The organism is Vibrio sp. 10N.286.51.B11, assembly GCF_041469245.1.
GTDB lineage: Bacteria > Pseudomonadota > Gammaproteobacteria > Enterobacterales > Vibrionaceae > Vibrio > Vibrio crassostreae_C.
Genome location: NZ_JBFRKI010000039.1, coordinates 1 through 17,359 on the forward strand (window position 1 = coordinate 1; position 17,359 = coordinate 17,359).

General features: G+C 46.5%; 16 protein-coding genes. 4 read left to right on the forward strand and 12 right to left on the reverse strand.

The window, feature by feature from the left end:
- Nucleotides 1–100: 100 nt before the first annotated feature.
- The 12 genes from AB4154_RS18925 to gspC all read right to left on the reverse strand — a co-directional run bounded on the left by AB4154_RS18925 (nucleotide 101) and on the right by gspC (nucleotide 11,597).
- Nucleotides 101–880: a type II secretion system protein N gene (locus AB4154_RS18925; RefSeq protein ID WP_017063075.1), complete on the reverse strand. Its 780-nt coding sequence runs from the start codon at nucleotides 878–880 to the stop codon at nucleotides 101–103.
- A gap of 1 nt (nucleotide 881) precedes the next feature.
- On the reverse strand, nucleotides 882–1,370 hold the full coding sequence (locus AB4154_RS18930) for a type II secretion system protein M (RefSeq protein WP_017062479.1): 489 nt from the start codon (nucleotides 1,368–1,370) through the stop codon (nucleotides 882–884).
- A 20-nt stretch (nucleotides 1,371–1,390) separates the two neighbouring features.
- Nucleotides 1,391–2,620, reverse strand: a complete 1,230-nt coding sequence (gspL, locus tag AB4154_RS18935) for a type II secretion system protein GspL (protein ID WP_372123818.1) — start codon at nucleotides 2,618–2,620, stop codon at nucleotides 1,391–1,393.
- On the reverse strand, nucleotides 2,589–3,638 hold the full coding sequence (gspK, locus tag AB4154_RS18940) for a type II secretion system minor pseudopilin GspK (protein WP_017062481.1): 1,050 nt from the start codon (nucleotides 3,636–3,638) through the stop codon (nucleotides 2,589–2,591). The genes gspL and gspK overlap by 32 nt, the downstream gene beginning before the upstream one ends.
- Nucleotides 3,622–4,353: a type II secretion system minor pseudopilin GspJ gene (gspJ, locus tag AB4154_RS18945; protein WP_372123819.1), complete on the reverse strand. Its 732-nt coding sequence runs from the start codon at nucleotides 4,351–4,353 to the stop codon at nucleotides 3,622–3,624. The genes gspK and gspJ overlap by 17 nt, the downstream gene beginning before the upstream one ends.
- A complete protein-coding gene (gspI, locus tag AB4154_RS18950; protein WP_372123821.1) occupies nucleotides 4,340–4,735 on the reverse strand; it encodes a type II secretion system minor pseudopilin GspI in 396 nt (131 codons plus the stop codon). The genes gspJ and gspI overlap by 14 nt, the downstream gene beginning before the upstream one ends.
- Complete coding sequence (gene gspH, locus AB4154_RS18955; protein ID WP_017062484.1) at nucleotides 4,722–5,315, reverse strand: type II secretion system minor pseudopilin GspH; 594 nt, start codon at nucleotides 5,313–5,315, stop codon at nucleotides 4,722–4,724. Before gspH ends, gspI begins: the two co-directional genes overlap by 14 nt.
- A 78-nt stretch (nucleotides 5,316–5,393) precedes the next feature.
- On the reverse strand, nucleotides 5,394–5,837 hold the full coding sequence (gene gspG / locus AB4154_RS18960; RefSeq protein ID WP_017062485.1) for a type II secretion system major pseudopilin GspG: 444 nt from the start codon (nucleotides 5,835–5,837) through the stop codon (nucleotides 5,394–5,396).
- An 88-nt stretch (nucleotides 5,838–5,925) separates the two neighbouring features.
- Nucleotides 5,926–7,146 (reverse strand): type II secretion system inner membrane protein GspF, encoded by a 1,221-nt coding sequence (gspF, locus tag AB4154_RS18965; protein WP_004735600.1) that lies wholly within the window; start codon nucleotides 7,144–7,146, stop codon nucleotides 5,926–5,928.
- Between the two features lies 1 nt (nucleotide 7,147).
- Complete coding sequence (gene gspE, locus AB4154_RS18970) at nucleotides 7,148–8,650, reverse strand: type II secretion system ATPase GspE (RefSeq protein WP_004735599.1); 1,503 nt, start codon at nucleotides 8,648–8,650, stop codon at nucleotides 7,148–7,150.
- Nucleotides 8,650–10,674, reverse strand: coding sequence for a type II secretion system secretin GspD (gene gspD / locus AB4154_RS18975; protein WP_372123823.1), 2,025 nt, complete (start codon nucleotides 10,672–10,674; stop codon nucleotides 8,650–8,652). The genes gspE and gspD overlap by 1 nt, the downstream gene beginning before the upstream one ends.
- A 41-nt stretch (nucleotides 10,675–10,715) precedes the next feature.
- A complete protein-coding gene (gene gspC / locus AB4154_RS18980) occupies nucleotides 10,716–11,597 on the reverse strand; it encodes a type II secretion system protein GspC (protein WP_372123825.1) in 882 nt (293 codons plus the stop codon).
- 331 nt (nucleotides 11,598–11,928) lie between these two features.
- Between gspC and hslR the strand changes: the two genes are divergently transcribed.
- The 4 genes from hslR to AB4154_RS19000 all read left to right on the forward strand — a co-directional run bounded on the left by hslR (nucleotide 11,929) and on the right by AB4154_RS19000 (nucleotide 17,315).
- Nucleotides 11,929–12,315 (forward strand): ribosome-associated heat shock protein Hsp15, encoded by a 387-nt coding sequence (gene hslR, locus AB4154_RS18985; protein ID WP_017062490.1) that lies wholly within the window; start codon nucleotides 11,929–11,931, stop codon nucleotides 12,313–12,315.
- Nucleotides 12,316–12,333: 18 nt separating this feature from the next.
- Nucleotides 12,334–13,227 (forward strand): Hsp33 family molecular chaperone HslO, encoded by an 894-nt coding sequence (gene hslO / locus AB4154_RS18990; protein ID WP_017063067.1) that lies wholly within the window; start codon nucleotides 12,334–12,336, stop codon nucleotides 13,225–13,227.
- 337 nt (nucleotides 13,228–13,564) lie between these two features.
- Complete coding sequence (gene pckA / locus AB4154_RS18995; RefSeq protein ID WP_048661293.1) at nucleotides 13,565–15,190, forward strand: phosphoenolpyruvate carboxykinase (ATP); 1,626 nt, start codon at nucleotides 13,565–13,567, stop codon at nucleotides 15,188–15,190.
- A 154-nt stretch (nucleotides 15,191–15,344) separates the two neighbouring features.
- Nucleotides 15,345–17,315: an AsmA family protein gene (locus AB4154_RS19000; RefSeq protein WP_372123827.1), complete on the forward strand. Its 1,971-nt coding sequence runs from the start codon at nucleotides 15,345–15,347 to the stop codon at nucleotides 17,313–17,315.
- Nucleotides 17,316–17,359: the final 44 nt, after the last annotated feature.

Genomic DNA, 17,359 nt, shown 5'->3' on the forward strand with positions numbered 1-17,359 from the left:
CTGTCAGATATCCTCTAGATTCTCAGAACAAACAAAACGGGCACCTCAGTGAGGTGCCCGTTTTTTATATCTCGTAATTTAGTGACCCTTAGCCGTTTAGCTAAAAACGACCTTGATAAGTAAACTGGTACTTACCTTGGCTATCAGGATTACCCAACCATTTAAGCTGATTTTGCATCGTTGGCGGGAATTCAACACCCGGTTTAAACCACGCTGCAGATGTGTAGCGCTGGTTAGATGTTAGACTCGCTGAGAACTCACTGTCTACTTGAGTGCTCTTCTGAACGCCTTTGGCTGCAATTGTACTGTCTTCACAGGTTATGTCCGCAATCACAGGACCAAGGTCTAACGAACCAACAGGTGAATCGACTGCAGCACCAGACCAAGCCACAGTACCTTCACCAGACTGACACCAAGGTTGAGCATGAACCGCATGCTTGATCGTCAGCTCAACCTTTCCACCAATTGAAACCGGGACTGGAATGGCTGGGGCGTATTTCATCACGTTCATAGCAGGCATTGAGGCCACTAAGTTCTCTGCATACGCGCCACTCATGCTGTACCCGACACGCCCTTTACCTGACAAGTTCATGTCGCTGTTACGACCAAAACGAACCGCCAGTTCTGCTTTGGCTTGAAATAGCTTAGAAAACTGGAAGTCCCACTGCACTGAACCGTAATTAACACGCTGCCAGGCGATATTATTGGCGCTGCCCTGCCAAACCGTTCCTTCAACACCTTCAATATTCAAGCCACGCACAGCCGGTGCATGTTTGAGTACAAAAGAGGCCGGTAGATGCAGCAACAGACTAACCGAGAAAAAGACAATAAAGATGCCGCCAAAAAGTAAACCTAACTTCAAAGATAAACCGCGTTTCACATTAACCTCGTTTAAACTGTAGTCGGTTGACCTCAATAACCCCTGGGTTATCGGAGCGATCAATGTCCATAAACTCAACTTCGACACCCTGCTTCTCTTTCAAGTATGTCAGCCAATCTAAGAACTGATTAAAAGGCACAGGTTTCACCCAGACTTGCAGCATCTCGCCACGTGGTTGCACACGTATCAGCTCGATATTAAAGCGACGCATAGAAGCAGGCACAGATTGATTCAGAGGTTGACTGGCACTAATGCCGCCACTGCCTCGTAGTTCAACCACTTCATTGGCTTTATTGGTTACCCAAGCCAGTAGTTGCTTCTCGCTTTGAATGCGGGTCTGCGCAAGTTCAGCTCGCTGACTGAGTGGCTGGATTAGCCCCCAATAAACGACACCGACCACCAATAGAATTGAGCAACCAATCACTAGTCGTTGCTCTCTTTGACTTATTGAAGTCCACCACGCTTGGAGTGGCTCAATCATATTTCTCATCACTGATCTCCTTACGCAGGTTATTGATGGGGTTTAAGAGTAAAGCTGCCAAATACGGCATCGCCATTACGGTTTAATGGACCTTGTTCGACGGTAAACTTCTCTTCGAGCTTCACTCTCGCGGTCTCAAAATGTTGGAAGTCAGAGCTTTTCGCTTCCAATCTCACCTCTGAGCGGTTGCCGTCGTAGCGAATACTATTCACTTCGATGGCTTTCACTTGTCCTAAAGTTTCTGGCAGTAACGCTAGCCATCCAAGTAAGGAATCACCATCACCCGAGCCACCATACTTCTTAGCTTCGTCGTTCATCTGGCGCTTAAGGTAGCTGACCGTCGGAATACGTTGCTTGCCCGGAAGTACGCTTCTAAAAATACGTTCACTCTCCGTTCGGTACGCTTCGGCTTGTGCTTCGTACTGCTGAACCTTTAAGGCTTGCTGAGTGACGATCACCGCCACCAGCAAACAAGCTGCGATCGCTACTTTTTGCCATACACGCCAGTACTTACTGAATGAAGATTTGGTTTTAAAGGTGCCAGTCAGTAAGTTTACGCCACTTGTAATGGCTTGTTGGCTCAGTAAAGACATCACCAGTTCAGCAGGTTTAGCTTGCCACTCAATGCCACTTTGCAGTTGAACGTCATCACTTGGCAGTGCGGTGTAGCTAAAAATCGTTGGTGATTGCTCTTCGTCATCTAAGGCAACCCAATCGCTTTGTAAGAACATCGCTAGCCACGCCTCATTGATCGACACTGCTTGATAGTTGCTTTGACGCAATAACCAATGTTGGTCGATCTGCAGCGCACTGATGCCCTGATCTTCTAAAGGCAACGCTAAGGTATCAGGCAATACTTTACGAAAGATAATGTTCGCTTCGCGGAAAGTATCCAGCGCCTGCTTAAGCCAATCACGTTCCACACCACACACTGTCGCGTGCGTTGCGTCTTTCTCTAAAATAGTCAGGTGTAAGTCTTCGATATCTTGTGCGACTTCGTCTTCTAATAAAAACGGCAGCATAGAATCGAACTGGCGAGCAGCACCTTTCGGGATCTCAACACGCTTAATTAAGCATTCATTTCCCGGCAATAAAGCGATACAGCTACGCTTTTCAGCGTAAGGCGTTAACTCATCCAGCTGCTCCCAGCTAGACAGTTCGCCACTTGCTATCACTTCTTGTTGGCTTGTCGACCAAACTAACCACTGCACAGGGCTTTGTGGTTCGCTACTCAGTCGAACGGTCAGAAACTCGCTCACTGATTCCTCCAAAACGACGGCGTACTACCGTCACTGTTTCTCGATTACTACTATAGAAAAGCGTCCGTATACGTACACGTGACTGCTCAACTAATACCTCTGCATCTAGCTCAAAATAGGCGCTATCTACAGTTAAATATGCTTTCGCTTTTTTGCTGACTTCGGCACTCACACCCACAATAGCAGGCTCAGCCATAAACGCATCCACCGTATCCCAACCATCGAATGGGCGTTTGTCTATCAGCTGTTTGGCATCCGATTCACTTAAGCCGGGGGCAAACATCGCTTCCAATAACGGCGCCTGCTTTTCCGTAAGAGTATTCACATTCAAACGGAAATCGTCGCTCGGCAGAGCACAAACAAAGGGGCGAACCTTATTCATCACCTCACCAGTGACTTGATAAACCGAGCGTAGCTCGGACTCATCGGCCATTAAGCCATTCGCTGCCAAATAAGATGGCTTCATCGCCTCATAAGTACTGTCTTCTACACCAGCTGAAGAGGTGGTTCGGGTATCACTATCAACAAATTCCCAGCTTGAATGTGCAATAACCTCGGCCTGATAAGGCTCAACATCTTGGTTTTCCAACAAGGTTTGCCAAACCGTAATTAAATAAGGTGTTTGGTTACTTGAAGTCGTCGCCACACCAGCCAACGCATTGAGATTAAAACATGCCTGAGCATCAACAATACGGCCTTTAACTTGACCATAATCCAACGGGTATACCTGTTCTTCTAACGCCCATGGTTGACTCAAGTTGACGGTATCACTGTCTTTGTAGCTTTGCCTAATGCCGTCTTGCACCAGCGCTTCGACACCAATGCTGTACCAGTAAGCCTGTTGGTAATTCAGTTGATTGCCCACGCGCTTAAATTGAGTAAACAGGCGTTCCGACATACTGCCTGCGATGGTTGCCATTATCGCCAGTAGCATCAGGATAATGATCAGCGCAACACCTCGCTGCTTGCGCCCCATGGCAGACCTTGTCAGTGCAAACTTATTAGTTCGATGAGTCATTATTCCCCTCATTACTACTTGAAGAGTCACTGTTTGAAGAATCATCGGCCTGATCTAGCGTGCCACCAGGGGTGAGATAAATACGCTCTATCTCACCATAATCTTTCAAGGTTAGCTTTAACCTTACCGCTTTCGGTAGCGATTTGTCGGCTTGCCACTCTTTCCCCCAGCGGCTTCCGTCATAAAACTCGAATTCCAAGCTTTCAACATCATCAAGCAAAGGCGTAATCACACCTTCTTGTCCTGCAGGAGTATCGGGGTAGCGCCACCACACACGCTCAAGCGTTTCTTCTTTAATGCGGTAACCCACTTTGGTGACTTCTCCGCGAGGAAACTGCTGCTGTGGGTTATGCCAGCCAAGGCGAGTAAACATGATGCCAACGCTGTCGGAATCCAGTAAATACTCTTTAATTAAGATCAGCTTAGATGATGCTTCTTCACCGTTGGTACGAAATTGTCGTACCGCCATCTGGCGAAAATCATTATCTAAAATGACTAAGCTACGTTGCAGTTGATTTAAACGAGCACTGCGCTCGATTGAAAGCTCGTTGCTGCGCTGAACCTGATTGACTACCTGATAAGCCGCCATGCTTAACGTGGCAAAGATAGCGATCGAGACCAAAACCTCAATTAAGGTAAAGCCTCTCCCTTTCGAAGATAGTCCTTGTTGACGAGGCACACGCTTATTGGCGGGCATGCTCTTAGTTGACCACATAGCTGCGCACCGTGACCACTGGAGAAGCTTGTTTACTGGTTGCCACACTCACATCAAACGCCTTTAATAAATCATCGCTAGTATCGATTGGCGTGACCTTCCAAAACCACTCTCTCTCGGCCAGCTCTTGTGTGCCCTGCGCTTTTTTTAGCTTCTCAGGATGCAGCATCACCAAAGCCATTTGATTATCAACGACCATCGCCGCGAAGGTTTTTTCTTCTAGATAACTGAGGGTATTGATGTGCTGAGTAACAGCACGAATCACGCTGATCGCCGCGGTCGCAAAGATAGCGAGCGCAACTAATACCTCAAGCAGCGTCATTCCTCGAGAACCAAGGGGCATACCACGAAAACGATAAGGAGAACGATTATTCCTCTTCATCTTCTTCTCCCGGTTCTAGCAGTCGAATCACACCATTGTCCAATACTCGAATACGCCAACCATCTTGTATGGTGTCTCCGGTATTTGGATAAAACGACAATACAAATGGCGTCATTTCAGCACTCGACAAGATGTAGATCTGTGGTGGTTTCGGCTTCTTTTCCTCTTCAAGATCAGCAAACATATCTTCATCAAACAAGCTTCCTGGGTTGAACAACCGATCATCGTCTTCCCATGCGCCACCACCTAGAGTCAGTGACAAGGCGAGTTCTTCCGGTAGTTCAGTTAAAGAGGGGATTTTTTCAAAATCGACTTCTTGCCAGCCTTCGGACTTAAGCGCCATCAGTACATAGGTCGATTTCTTTTCATCAACACGAACGCCAAAATCCAAACCACTCAAAATAGCCTCTTCATTGAGTAATTGAACTCGCTGATAAAAGCTTTGAGCGTATTTTTTAGCAACATCTTTGCTATTGGTAGGAATGGTCGCGATCACCGCGACCGCCGTTACTGACAGTAATACCAACACCAAAAGAATCTCAATTAAGGTGAAACCTGGCTGTGTTTGCTTAGTTTTCACCTTTAGACTCCATCTGTTTACGTCCTACCATCAATAACGTATCAAGCAACAATAACGAATCAAACAATAAGCTGATGCTTATTGGAAATCCTGCATGTTCCAGTTGCCGATATCCGCAGCAATACCTTCACCACCTTCTTGGCCATCAGCACCAAGAGTGAAAATATCAATAGTGCCGTTATCACCAGGGCTTAGGTATTGGTACTCGTTACCCCATGGGTCGTTTGGCAGACGCTTGATGTAGCCACCGTCGCGGTAGTTACGAGGCTCTGGGCTGCTTGGCTTAGAAACCAATGCATCAAGACCTTGATCCGTTGTTGGGTAAACGCTGTTATCCAGTTTGTACATATCTAGCGCGTTCTCTAACGCCACGATATCAGTGATGGCTTTTTGTTGGTCTGCCTTCTCTTTATTACCCAATAGGTTAGGTACAACAAAGCTCGCCAATACGCCAAGGATAACCACAACAACCATCACCTCGAGTAGAGTAAAGCCTGATTGTTTCTTCATTCTGTTTTTCATTATTTTCTCCAAATTACAGACAGCGAGTTGAAGGTAATAATGTCCTTCTTCTCGTTAATCCAAAAACTAACGTCTGATGAGCAGCAGGTTAACCACTCATTAAATTGTTCATTTCAAGCATTGGCATCAGCGTCGCCATCACGATAAACAGCACTAAGCCAGCCATCAACGCAATAAGCGCTGGGGTAAAAATGCCTAACGCGATATTGACCGTCGATTCAAAGCTTTGATCCTGGTTATCTGCCGCTCTTGTCAGCATCTGTTCCAATTGGCCACTCTGCTCACCACTGGCGATCATATGCAGCATCATCGGGGGAAAGAGTTTGGTTTGATCAAGCGCTTTACGCAGGCTTGCCCCTTCTCTAACGCTATCTGATGCCTGCAGTACTTGTTGCTTCACATGGTGATTCGACATTACATCAACCGCAACCTTCATCCCCTCAAGGATAGGAATCGCACTCGAGGTACAGATAGAAAGTGTTCGTGCAAAACGAGAGGTATTAATTCCTTTCGCGATCTTGCCGATCAGTGGAATGCTTAATAGCTTGCGATCCCAACTCATGCGAACGCCCGGCTTTTTCAGCGCAGTCTTAACCAACACAATCACACCAATGGTCAACACCAGTAATTGGATGCCCCAATTCTGGATAAATTCACTCGATGCTAATAAAAATTGTGTCGACTGAGGGAGCTCTTGTCCCATTTGGATAATAGGCTCAACGATCTTAGGCACTACCGTTGCCAGTAGGAACGACACAATCGTCACCGCAAACACCACCAGCACGATTGGGTAGATCATCGCTTGCAGCAACTTAGAACGCATCTTCTGACGGTTTTCTGCGTAGTCAGCCAATCGTTCCAATACCGCATCGAGGTGTCCTGACTTCTCACCAGCAGCAACCATGGCTCTGAATAGCTCATCGAAGATATGGGGATAATCAGACAAGCTGTCTGCTAACGAATAACCTTCCGTCACCTTAGAGCGAACTGCCAACAACATCGTTCGAATACGTGGCTTTTCAGATTGCTCGGCTACCGCCTTCAAACACTCTTCTAGCGGCATACCAGATTGAACGAGCGTGGATATTTGACGAGTAATAAGCGCAAGATCAGGTGTACTGATGCCGCGTTTAAAGCTGGTCGATGGCTGAGCACCTTTTGCTGTTTTTGCTTTAGCCTCGGTCATCTCAACCGGCATCAAGCCAAGCTCTTTGATTCTTTGGCGAGCCTGACGAGCATTATCTGCTTCAATTGAGCCTTTTTTACTTTTGCCTTTGGCATCCAGTGCTTTGTATTCAAATGCCGCCATACTAGACTTCCTTGGTCACTCGCATCACTTCTTCTAGGGACGTTACCCCTTTCAGAACTTTGCTCAAGCCATCATCTCGAATACTTGGTGTTGTGCCACGAATTGCTTTATCAATCGCCTGCTCACCCGCTTCACTGTGAATCAGCTCTTGTACTGAGTCATCAATCATCAGCAGCTCATGAATACCAGTACGACCTCGATAACCCTTATGGCCACACTCTTCACAACCTTTGGCATGGTAAAGCGTCAGGCTTTCTTTCTTCTTCAACCCAAACAGTTTCTTCTGCTCTTTATCGGCTTCATAAGGTTCTTTACATTCGTTACATAAAGTACGAACCAGGCGCTGAGCCAAAACACCCAGCAGTGAAGAAGAGATCAAGAAAGGTTCAATGCCCATATCACGCAGACGTGTAATCGCACCAACGGCAGTATTGGTATGCAGAGTCGACATAACTAAGTGACCTGTCAAAGAGGCTTGGACAGCGATCTCTGCGGTTTCCAAATCACGGATCTCACCAATCATGACCACATCAGGATCTTGACGAAGAATGGCACGTAAACCACGCGCAAAGGTCATATCAACCTTAGGGTTCACTTGTGTTTGACCAATGCCATCGATATCGAATTCGATCGGGTCTTCAACGGTTAAAATGTTTCGTTCATTGCTGTTGAGTTCTTGCAGGCCTGCGTACAGGGTCGTCGATTTACCTGAACCTGTCGGGCCGGTCACCAAGATAATGCCGTGTGGGCGCTGAATCAGCTTACGGAAGTTTTCATGGTTTTCTGCTGTCATACCTAAACTGTGCAAGTCTAGACGAGTGGCGTTTTTGTCCAACAGACGCATTACCACACGCTCACCATGCGAAGAAGGCATGGTTGAAACACGAACATCAACCGCTCGGCCACCAATACGCAGAGAGATACGGCCATCTTGTGGCACGCGTTTTTCCGCAATGTCCAATTTAGCCATAACCTTGACACGCGAAACCAATAACGGAGCCAGTTTACGGCTTGGCGCTAGAACATCACGCAGCACACCATCAACTCGGAAACGGATACAAAGTGACTTTTCAAAGGTTTCGATGTGTATATCCGAAGCACCCTCTTTGATCGCCTCACCCAGCATCGCATTGATTAACTTGATGATTGGTGCATCATCTTCTGATTCAAGTAAGTCTTCGTCTTGAGGCAGTTCTTCCGCTAGTGAGAAGAAGTCATCACTATCAGCACCAATGTCTTCCATGAGCTGACGAGCTTCTGACGAGTCACGCTGATAAGCATCGGTCAGTTTTTTATCAAACTCATCGAGAGTAATCGCTTGTGGCGTGAAACCATTTTTCACAACACGACTCACTTCAATGATCGCCGCCGATTTCAGTGGCTCAACATAATAAAGTATCGGTGCGCGCTCTGGATGTTGGTATTCCAACACCATCTTGTAGCGATTCGCAAAGCTAAACGGCAAGCGCTGATAAGTACGTGCCGCCCCTACCAATTCAGCCATTATTCTTGTTCCATTTGATCGATGAAGGCTTGAATTTCAGCCGGGTGATTCATCTCCGCACCAAATTTAGGCAATACTGGGATATTATCGTCGGCCAATAATTTCAGCCCTTGCTCAGCCTTATACAGTTGCTCCGCACGAATGAAATTGTATTTACGCTGAGTGATACCATCGGCTGTCATACCATCACGAATGATGGTTGGCTTGATGAATACCATTAAATTCTTTTTCTCAACCTGAGTACTGGTGGATTTGAACAGGTGGCCTAGAAAAGGGATATCACCCAAGAACGGTACCTTAGATTCACTTTCCAGTGCTCGCTCGTCAATCAAGCCACCAAGCACCAGCATTTGACCGTCTTGAACAATCACAGACGTGTTCAGTTGACGCTTAGCAAAACGAACATCAACTGCACCATTGGCGCCCAATACGTTAGAGACTTCTTGTTCTATTTGCAGTTGAACCGAATCACCCTCGTTGATTTGTGGCACCACTTTAAGCTTGATACCCACTTCTTTACGTTCAACCGTTTGGAATGGGTTGTCGTTGCTTGAACCTGCGGTCGAGCCAGTTAAAACAGGCACCTCTTCACCCACAATGAATGAAGCCTCACCGTTATCCATCACGGTAATACTTGGAGAAGATAGGATATTTGAATTTGAATCGGTCGCTACTGCACTGATCAAGGCGGTCCAGTCACCCATGACGACACTCATTGCGGCGCCATTAACGCCAGAAAGAGCAGAAGCTAACGTTGAGTAGTCACCCTTTTCGGTGGTCGTCTCATTACGCTGGAAATTACCATCAGAGTCATAAACCGCGGTGGTCGTTTCAGTGTCTTTCGCTTCTTCTAAACCAACCATTACGCCACCGATTGACGCACCAGTGTTGCCATACTGAATCACAGCACCAGTATCAAGGTTACCCCATTGCACACCAAGGTTAATACCGTCACCTTCTGCCATCTCGACAATTAGGGCTTCAATCAATACTTGAGCACGACGAATATCCAACTGTGCGATCACATCTTGTAGCGCATTCATGATGTCCGGCTGTGCGGTAATCACTAAAGAGTTGGTGTCACTGTGAGCGGAGATCATCACTTGATTGCGCTGCGATGAACTGCCTTTAGTTGAAGTTTGCTTCTCTGATTGCAGGTTATCCGACACGCCTTTCAGCACATCAACTAAATCTTCTGCTTTTGCGTATTTAAGGTAAATAACTTGGTTATTGCCCTTGGTTGCCATTTCAACATCAAGCTGTTCAATCAGCCTTCTTAAACGGCTACGTACCTTAGGGTCACCTGAGATAAGGATCGCATTGGTACGTTCATCGGCAACTAATTTAGGTTGTAGGAAGGCTGGTGTGTTTTGGGCATCTGTGGTTTTGCTTAGTGCATCAACGATACGTACCATTTCTGCCGCAGAAGCATTCTTTAGCTCAACGACTTCAATCTCTTTATCACCCGCTTGGTCAACACGCTTGATGATTTCAGCTAAACGGTTTACTACCGCCGCTCGGCCTGTAATAAGGATGATGTTGGCTGGGTCGTAGTGCACAACGTTACCCGCGCCTGCATTGTCGTTTAGTTGACGAAGCAGAGGAGAAAGTTCACGCACCGAGACATTACGAACCGTCACAACACGTGTCACCACGTTGTCGCCTTTGATCGTATCACTGTCTCCAACGACTGGAATTGCCGATGTTTTCGAATCCTTGGCCTTGATGATCTTAAGAACACCCGAGTCCATTTCGACAACCGCGTAGCCATACACTTCCAATACGTTTAGGAAGAAGCTGTAATATTGCTCTTCATTGAGTACGTCGTAGCTGCGTACATCGATTTTTCCGCGCACCGAAGGGTCAACGATGATCGTCTTCTCTAGGTTACGACCAACAATATTAATAAACTCTTGAATATCAGTGCCTTTAAAGCTGGCACTAAAATCACTCGCGATGGCTGCGGGTGTGCAGATTAAGCTTCCTGCCAATAACCATGCACTTTTCTTAAACCAATGCTTCACGTACTTCTCCTACACTTTCGTCCTTCGTTAGACGCAAAGTTTTAAAATTCAATAAACACTTCATGTTGTTGACCATCTCTCTCGACGACGAGGTTTAGCTCTGTCAGCTCTGAGATAGAACGGAATATGTTGCCCATAGCGGCAGGGTCTGTCAGGTCTTGTCCATTTAACTGAGTGGCAATATCTCCGTTTTGGAGCCCAACAGAGTTAAAAAGTTCTGAATCTTTGCCAGGGCTCACACGATAACCAATCACTTTATCGTCGCGTTTCACCTGAGACAGTCGAACATATTGGAAGATTTGTTGAGGGTCTTTCATTATCTTCGCTTTAATTTCATCTAGCTTCTCTTCTGCAGAAGCTGGGTTGTTGCCACGCACAGAAGAAGAGGTACGAGGTGGCGCAGGTGCTGATACAGACAAACGCTTGTACTCAATACCTTCAAGCATCAGGGTTTCGTCTCGACCTGAGTTATCAATAATCACACGATCGACTAATACCGCTTTTAACTTAGCTCGCGTACCTTCGATCTCTTCATTAATGCCGTAGGTCGCTTGTGTGCCGCGATTGGCAATCACCGCCAAGCTCAGCTTTGGATTAGAACTGGCTACTGCACCCACTAAAACGAGGTTCAGTCGCGTCTTTGGCGCATCTTGGATAACTTGCTGCTCAACCACAGCAGGCGTGGTTGGGTTATAAGCACCAAACATGTTGCTCTGCTGCAAAGAAGAGATATCAAGAGTCGATTGAGGTGCTGAAGACGATGAAGCCGTTGCTGTCCAAGGCGCGATAGTTTGCTCAGCAGGTTCGATAAACCATGCAAGCTGCCCTAAGATCCATGCGGAAGCTGCAATCAATACACAACAGGTCGCTAAGCTTAGTTTCTGCTGAAGTACAAATCCATTCTCTAATAAGCGGCTCAACATAGGAGAATTCCCTACGCGATTTTTGAGCTCTAAAAAGTTCACTTTCCTAGTCCCTTTTCATGACGACAAACGCTGCAAATCATTAAACTTTCAGCTTTTTTATTCATTCGTTCGATACCAAGCTTATTTAAGCAATAAGATCCTGAACTATATCATAGCAAATCTATAAATCGGCATTACCTGAGCTATTTTGTAATCTTCCTTGAAAAAAAAGCCAATCGCCTCCACATAAGCTTCTACTAAATGTGATAAGCGTCATCAAAAACATGTTGCGCACTGTTCGTTACAGTTAAACCGCATTCATTTCTCACTTAATAAGGCACAGCCCTATATGAAAACTGCTAATGAAGCTGTCAGACTCGATAAATGGTTGTGGGCAGCTCGTTTTTACAAAACCCGGTCTATTGCTCGCAACATGGTCGATGGTGGCAAAGTCCACTATAATGGTCAGCGCAGCAAGCCAAGTAAAATTGTCGAACTTGGGGCTGTGATTACACTGCGCCAAGGTAATGAAGAAAAGACGGTAACGATCGAGAAAATCTCAGCCCATCGTGGTGGAGCTCCGATCGCTCAAACCCTCTATGAAGAAACCACCGAAAGCTTGGCAAAAAGAGAAGAGTTTGCACAACAGCGCAAGCTAAATGCTCATAGCCCAGCACCAGAACGTCGCCCAGATAAAAAGCAACGTCGTGACATCATCAAGTTCAAGACTCAATAAGCTAGAAGGAATAGCCAAATGGCAGACCCAATGTCTACAAGTAATGTTTTAAATCGCTACCTATTTGAAGACCTATCAGTACGTGGTGAATTGGTACAGATGGACGAAGCGTACCAACAGATTATTTCTAGCAAGGAATACCCAGCTCCAGTACAAAAGCTGTTGGGTGAGCTACTGGTTTCAACGACGCTACTAACGGCGACCCTAAAGTTTGAAGGTTCTATCACGATGCAGCTGCAAGGTGACGGCCCAGTATCTCTAGCAGTTATCAATGGCGATCACGATCAGAAGATCCGTGGTGTTGCTCGCTTTGAAGGCGATATCGCAGACGACGCAGGTCTACACGCCCTAATGGGTAAAGGTCATCTAGTGATCACTATCGATCCTAAGAAAGGTGAGCGTTACCAAGGTATCGTTGGTCTTGAAGGTGACACGCTTGCACAAGTGCTTGAAGGCTACTTCGCTAACTCTGAACAGCTTAAGACTCGTCTATGGCTGCGCACTGGCGAGCATGAAGGCAAAGCACACGCTGCAGGTATGTTGCTACAAGTAATGCCCGACGGCACCGGTACTCCAGACGACTTCGAGCACCTAGAGCAACTAACAGACACCGTGAAAAACGAAGAGCTATTCACTCTAGAAGCGAACGAACTGCTTTACCGTTTGTACAACCAAGAGAAAGTACAGCTATTCACACCACAACCGGTTGAGTTCTTCTGTGGCTGTTCACGCGATCGAAGTGCAGCAGCAATCATTACTGTTGCTCAAGAAGAGATCTACGACATCCTAAGCACCGAAGGAAGCGTTGGTCTACACTGCGATTACTGTGGCACAAACTACTCGTTCGACAAGAATGATGTTGATGCACTGTACGCAGAAGCAGCAGATAAAGGCAGCAATACGGTTCATTAATTTACGGCGTACCAAAAACACGTAATTTACCCCAAAAAGGTCAGCCCTCAGCTGGCCTTTTTTGTGATCAAAATAGCGCAAACTCCGTAACATCTCGTAATAAAATCACCGCTTAATTTTAATCAATTAATAATGTTCTCGCCCCTAGCGCAAAGGTTTGCGTACAGGATAGACTAGTTGGGCCAATATGTGACGAGACGCTTAAAACCCCATGGCTAATATGGATATTTTTTGAGCTATATCCCTGTTTCCCCCGAGTCTCGTTGCTAGCATGGTGAGCAGATAACAATAAAAAATTAATACAAAATCCCTACAAAATATCCTACAAGGAGCACCTATGACCGTTATGGAACATACAAAGGCTGCACAAATTGATCTAACTAAGCACGGACTGACTGGCGTTACTGAAGTTCTTCGTAATCCTAGCTACGAGCAGTTATTCGTTGAAGAAACACTGCCAGGTTTGGAAGGCTACGAAAAAGGCGTAGTAACGGAACTAGGCTCTGTTGCGGTAGACACTGGTATCTTTACTGGCCGCTCACCAAAAGATAAGTACATTGTTAAAGATGACACGACCCGCGATACCATGTGGTGGTCAGATCAAGGCAAAAATGACAACAAACCGATTACAACTGAAGTATGGAATGAGCTGAAAGAGCTTGTGACAACTCAGCTATCTGGCAAGCGCCTGTTTGTCATCGACGGTTATTGTGGTGCTAACCCTGATACGCGCTTAAGCGTGCGTATTATCACTGAAGTAGCGTGGCAAGCGCACTTCGTTAAGAACATGTTCATTCGTCCAACTGACGAAGAGCTAGCAACGTTCGAACCTGATTTCGTGGTAATGAACGGTGCTAAAACAACTAACCCTAACTGGGAAAAGCAGGGTCTAAACTCTGAAAACTTCGTTGCTTTCAACCTAACAGAGCGCGTTCAAATCATCGGTGGTACTTGGTACGGCGGTGAGATGAAGAAAGGCATGTTCGCAATGATGAACTACCTGCTTCCTCTGCAAGGCATTGCTTCAATGCACTGTAGTGCAAACGTCGGCGAGAAAGGCGATGTAGCCATCTTCTTCGGTCTATCTGGTACAGGTAAAACTACGCTTTCAACCGATCCTAAACGTGAGCTAATCGGTGATGATGAGCACGGCTGGGACGACGACGGTATCTTCAACTTTGAAGGCGGTTGTTACGCGAAGACTATCCGTCTATCTAAAGAAGCAGAACCAGAAATCTACAATGCTATCCGCCGTGATGCACTGCTAGAAAACGTAACGGTTCGTGGCGATGGTTCTATCGATTTTGATGACGGTTCTAAAACAGAAAACACTCGTGTTTCTTACCCGATTCACCACATCGACAACATCGTTAAGCCAGTATCAAAAGCAGGTCACGCTCAAAAGGTTATCTTCCTGACTGCTGATGCATTTGGTGTACTACCACCAGTTTCTAAACTGACTCCAGAGCAAACCAAGTACCACTTCCTATCTGGTTTTACAGCGAAACTAGCAGGTACAGAGCGCGGTATCACAGAGCCGACTCCTACCTTCTCTGCAGCATTTGGCGCGGCGTTCCTAACGCTTCATCCAACTCAGTACGCTGAAGTACTTGTGAAACGCATGGAAGCAGCTGGCGCTGAAGCTTACCTAGTAAACACAGGTTGGAACGGTACTGGCAAACGTATCTCTATCCAAGATACGCGTGGCATCATCGACGCTATCCTAGATGGTTCTATCGACAAGGCTGACACTAAGGTTATCCCTATGTTCAACCTAGAAGTACCACTAGCGCTGCATGATGTTGACCCAGCGATCCTAGACCCACGCGACACGTACACTGACCCACTACAATGGGAAAGCAAAGCGAAAGATCTAGCAGAACGCTTCATCAACAACTTTGATAAGTACACAGACAACGCTGAAGGTAAATCACTGGTTGCGGCTGGCCCTCAACTGGACTAACCCAATCATCTGCTCGGGCTTAGCCAAAAGCGAACGCCCAATTTAAAGTGATATTTTTGTAGCAAGCCCCTCTTTTGAGGGGCTTTTTTGTTGCTGCTTGCCCCTTTTTGTTCCACTCTGTTTTGAGACTATTGAAATTTAAGGCTTTCAAGGAATGAAAAAGGTATTCATGGTGTTCGGCATTGTATTGGCTATCGCCGTTGCAGCTATCGCAGCGTTGCTATTAAGCCTGCAGACCCAATACCGTGTGGATGTGGCTAACTTTTTTATCAAACATACGATTGAACAACCTGTGCTCATTGAAGATTTAGAGTATCAGGCGCCTTATCACATCACCTTAATGGGCATTACCCAAAGCCAACCCGAAAAACAGGAACCTCTGTATATCGACAAGATCGATTTTTGGTTCAGCCCAGACTCTCTCCTTGAAGCCAAACTGGTTTTAGACTCTGTGTTGATCAGCGGACTACAGTTAGAAGCCGACAATCTAACAACACTCACATCAGTGTTTATCCAACCAAACCTCAAGCTGCGTCAGTTGGCAATCAATAATCTAGATTTCTCGACGCCAGAGTTTAATGCGCGAGACATCGACCTGCAGCTCTCTGCCCCAACATGGAACGACGACAACTCGCTTCTGCCTTATGGAAAAACCCAACTCTCTGCCTCACAACTGTATTGGCAAGGAGAAGCCTTCGATAACCTGTTGATTGATCTAGACCTCAAGCCGAATGACAGCACCCTTTATGGTGCTTCTTTTGACTGGCGCGGCGCCAAGATTTCCGGACAAGCAGAGCAGTATCAGCAAGATTGGTCGTTAGTGAATGTGACCGTTGATGGTTTACGACTCAATAAGAAACAGACCCAAAGCCTACTAAGCAAAGAGTGGGATGTTGCAGGCATTAAGATTAATCACATCAATAGCTTAGATATTCTGCGTAGCGACGTAGAGTGGCAAGATGGCCACTTAGCTGGCTTTGATGCCTCATTAGAAAATATCCAACTGCCTTTTGAAATCTGGAAACAACAGAAAGCCATTTTTTCTCTACAGGCAGAAGGAGTGACCATTGATGATGACATGTTCATCGAGCCAAGCCTCAAGCTCAACCTAGAAGCAAACCGGATTCTGATTGAGGATTTCTATACTCAATTCCTGCAGGGCACTGTTCAGCTCAATGGCGAAGTCGCCCCTAGCAGCATTCAATTGGCGCAGCTCGACCTGCAAGGCATCAAGTGGATTACCGAAAACCAAGATAGCCCTCTACCGGCCGCTCGCCTATTGCCTTGGCTCACACAGCTCCAGAACGTCGAGATTAACCGACTTAATATAGAACGCAGCCAACTTATCCAACTAGCACAAACGCCTTACTGGCAGGTCTCTGGATTACATGTCGAGGGGCATCAAGTTCAACTGCTGCAAGATAGAAAACTGGGCTTGTGGCAAGGGAAGCTGATGGCGAGCGCCAATGATGCCAGCTACCAAAATATTCTCAGCGCACAGCCTGTGGTTGAGATGAATAGCGAACAAGGAAAATGGACGCTGACTCGTCTGTTTGCACCACTCAGGAATGGCTACATTGAAGCCAATGCAACGCTCGATTTTAACCAAATCAGCAAGCCATGGAGCTTAGATATTTCTGCCGATGGGTTACCCATTGCGCCTATGCTGCAGCGACTTGAATTACCACTCGATGCAACCGGCTATGGCGAGTTTGAACTTCAAGCCGCAGGTTTATATGGCGACTCACTGATGCTCGGTTACTCAACCACAGGGCAACTCACTGGCAGCGTTCGCCAGGGTGTGATGACCTTTAATGACAAGCTTTCTGAAACATCGACTGATAACGTGTTTGAAATTCCAGAGCTTAATGCGCATTTTGACCGTGGGCGCTTCACTCTCGAACCGATGCACATTATTGGTACGTCAGCAGCAGAGCAAGGCGAACAAAGGGTTCAAACGCTCAATGGCGAGGCTTCTGGAGAACTCGACTTGCTTAAAGCCGAGCAACACACCCTCTCGATTACCCTATCGGACCCATGTCATCAAATCTCAGGAAAGCTCACCCAAGCTGAGTATTCGGAGATTAACGACTGCCAACAAAAAAGCGCCACTCCACAGGAGTAGCGCTTTTAATCAATATCTTACCAAATCAACGGAGTGCTAGATGT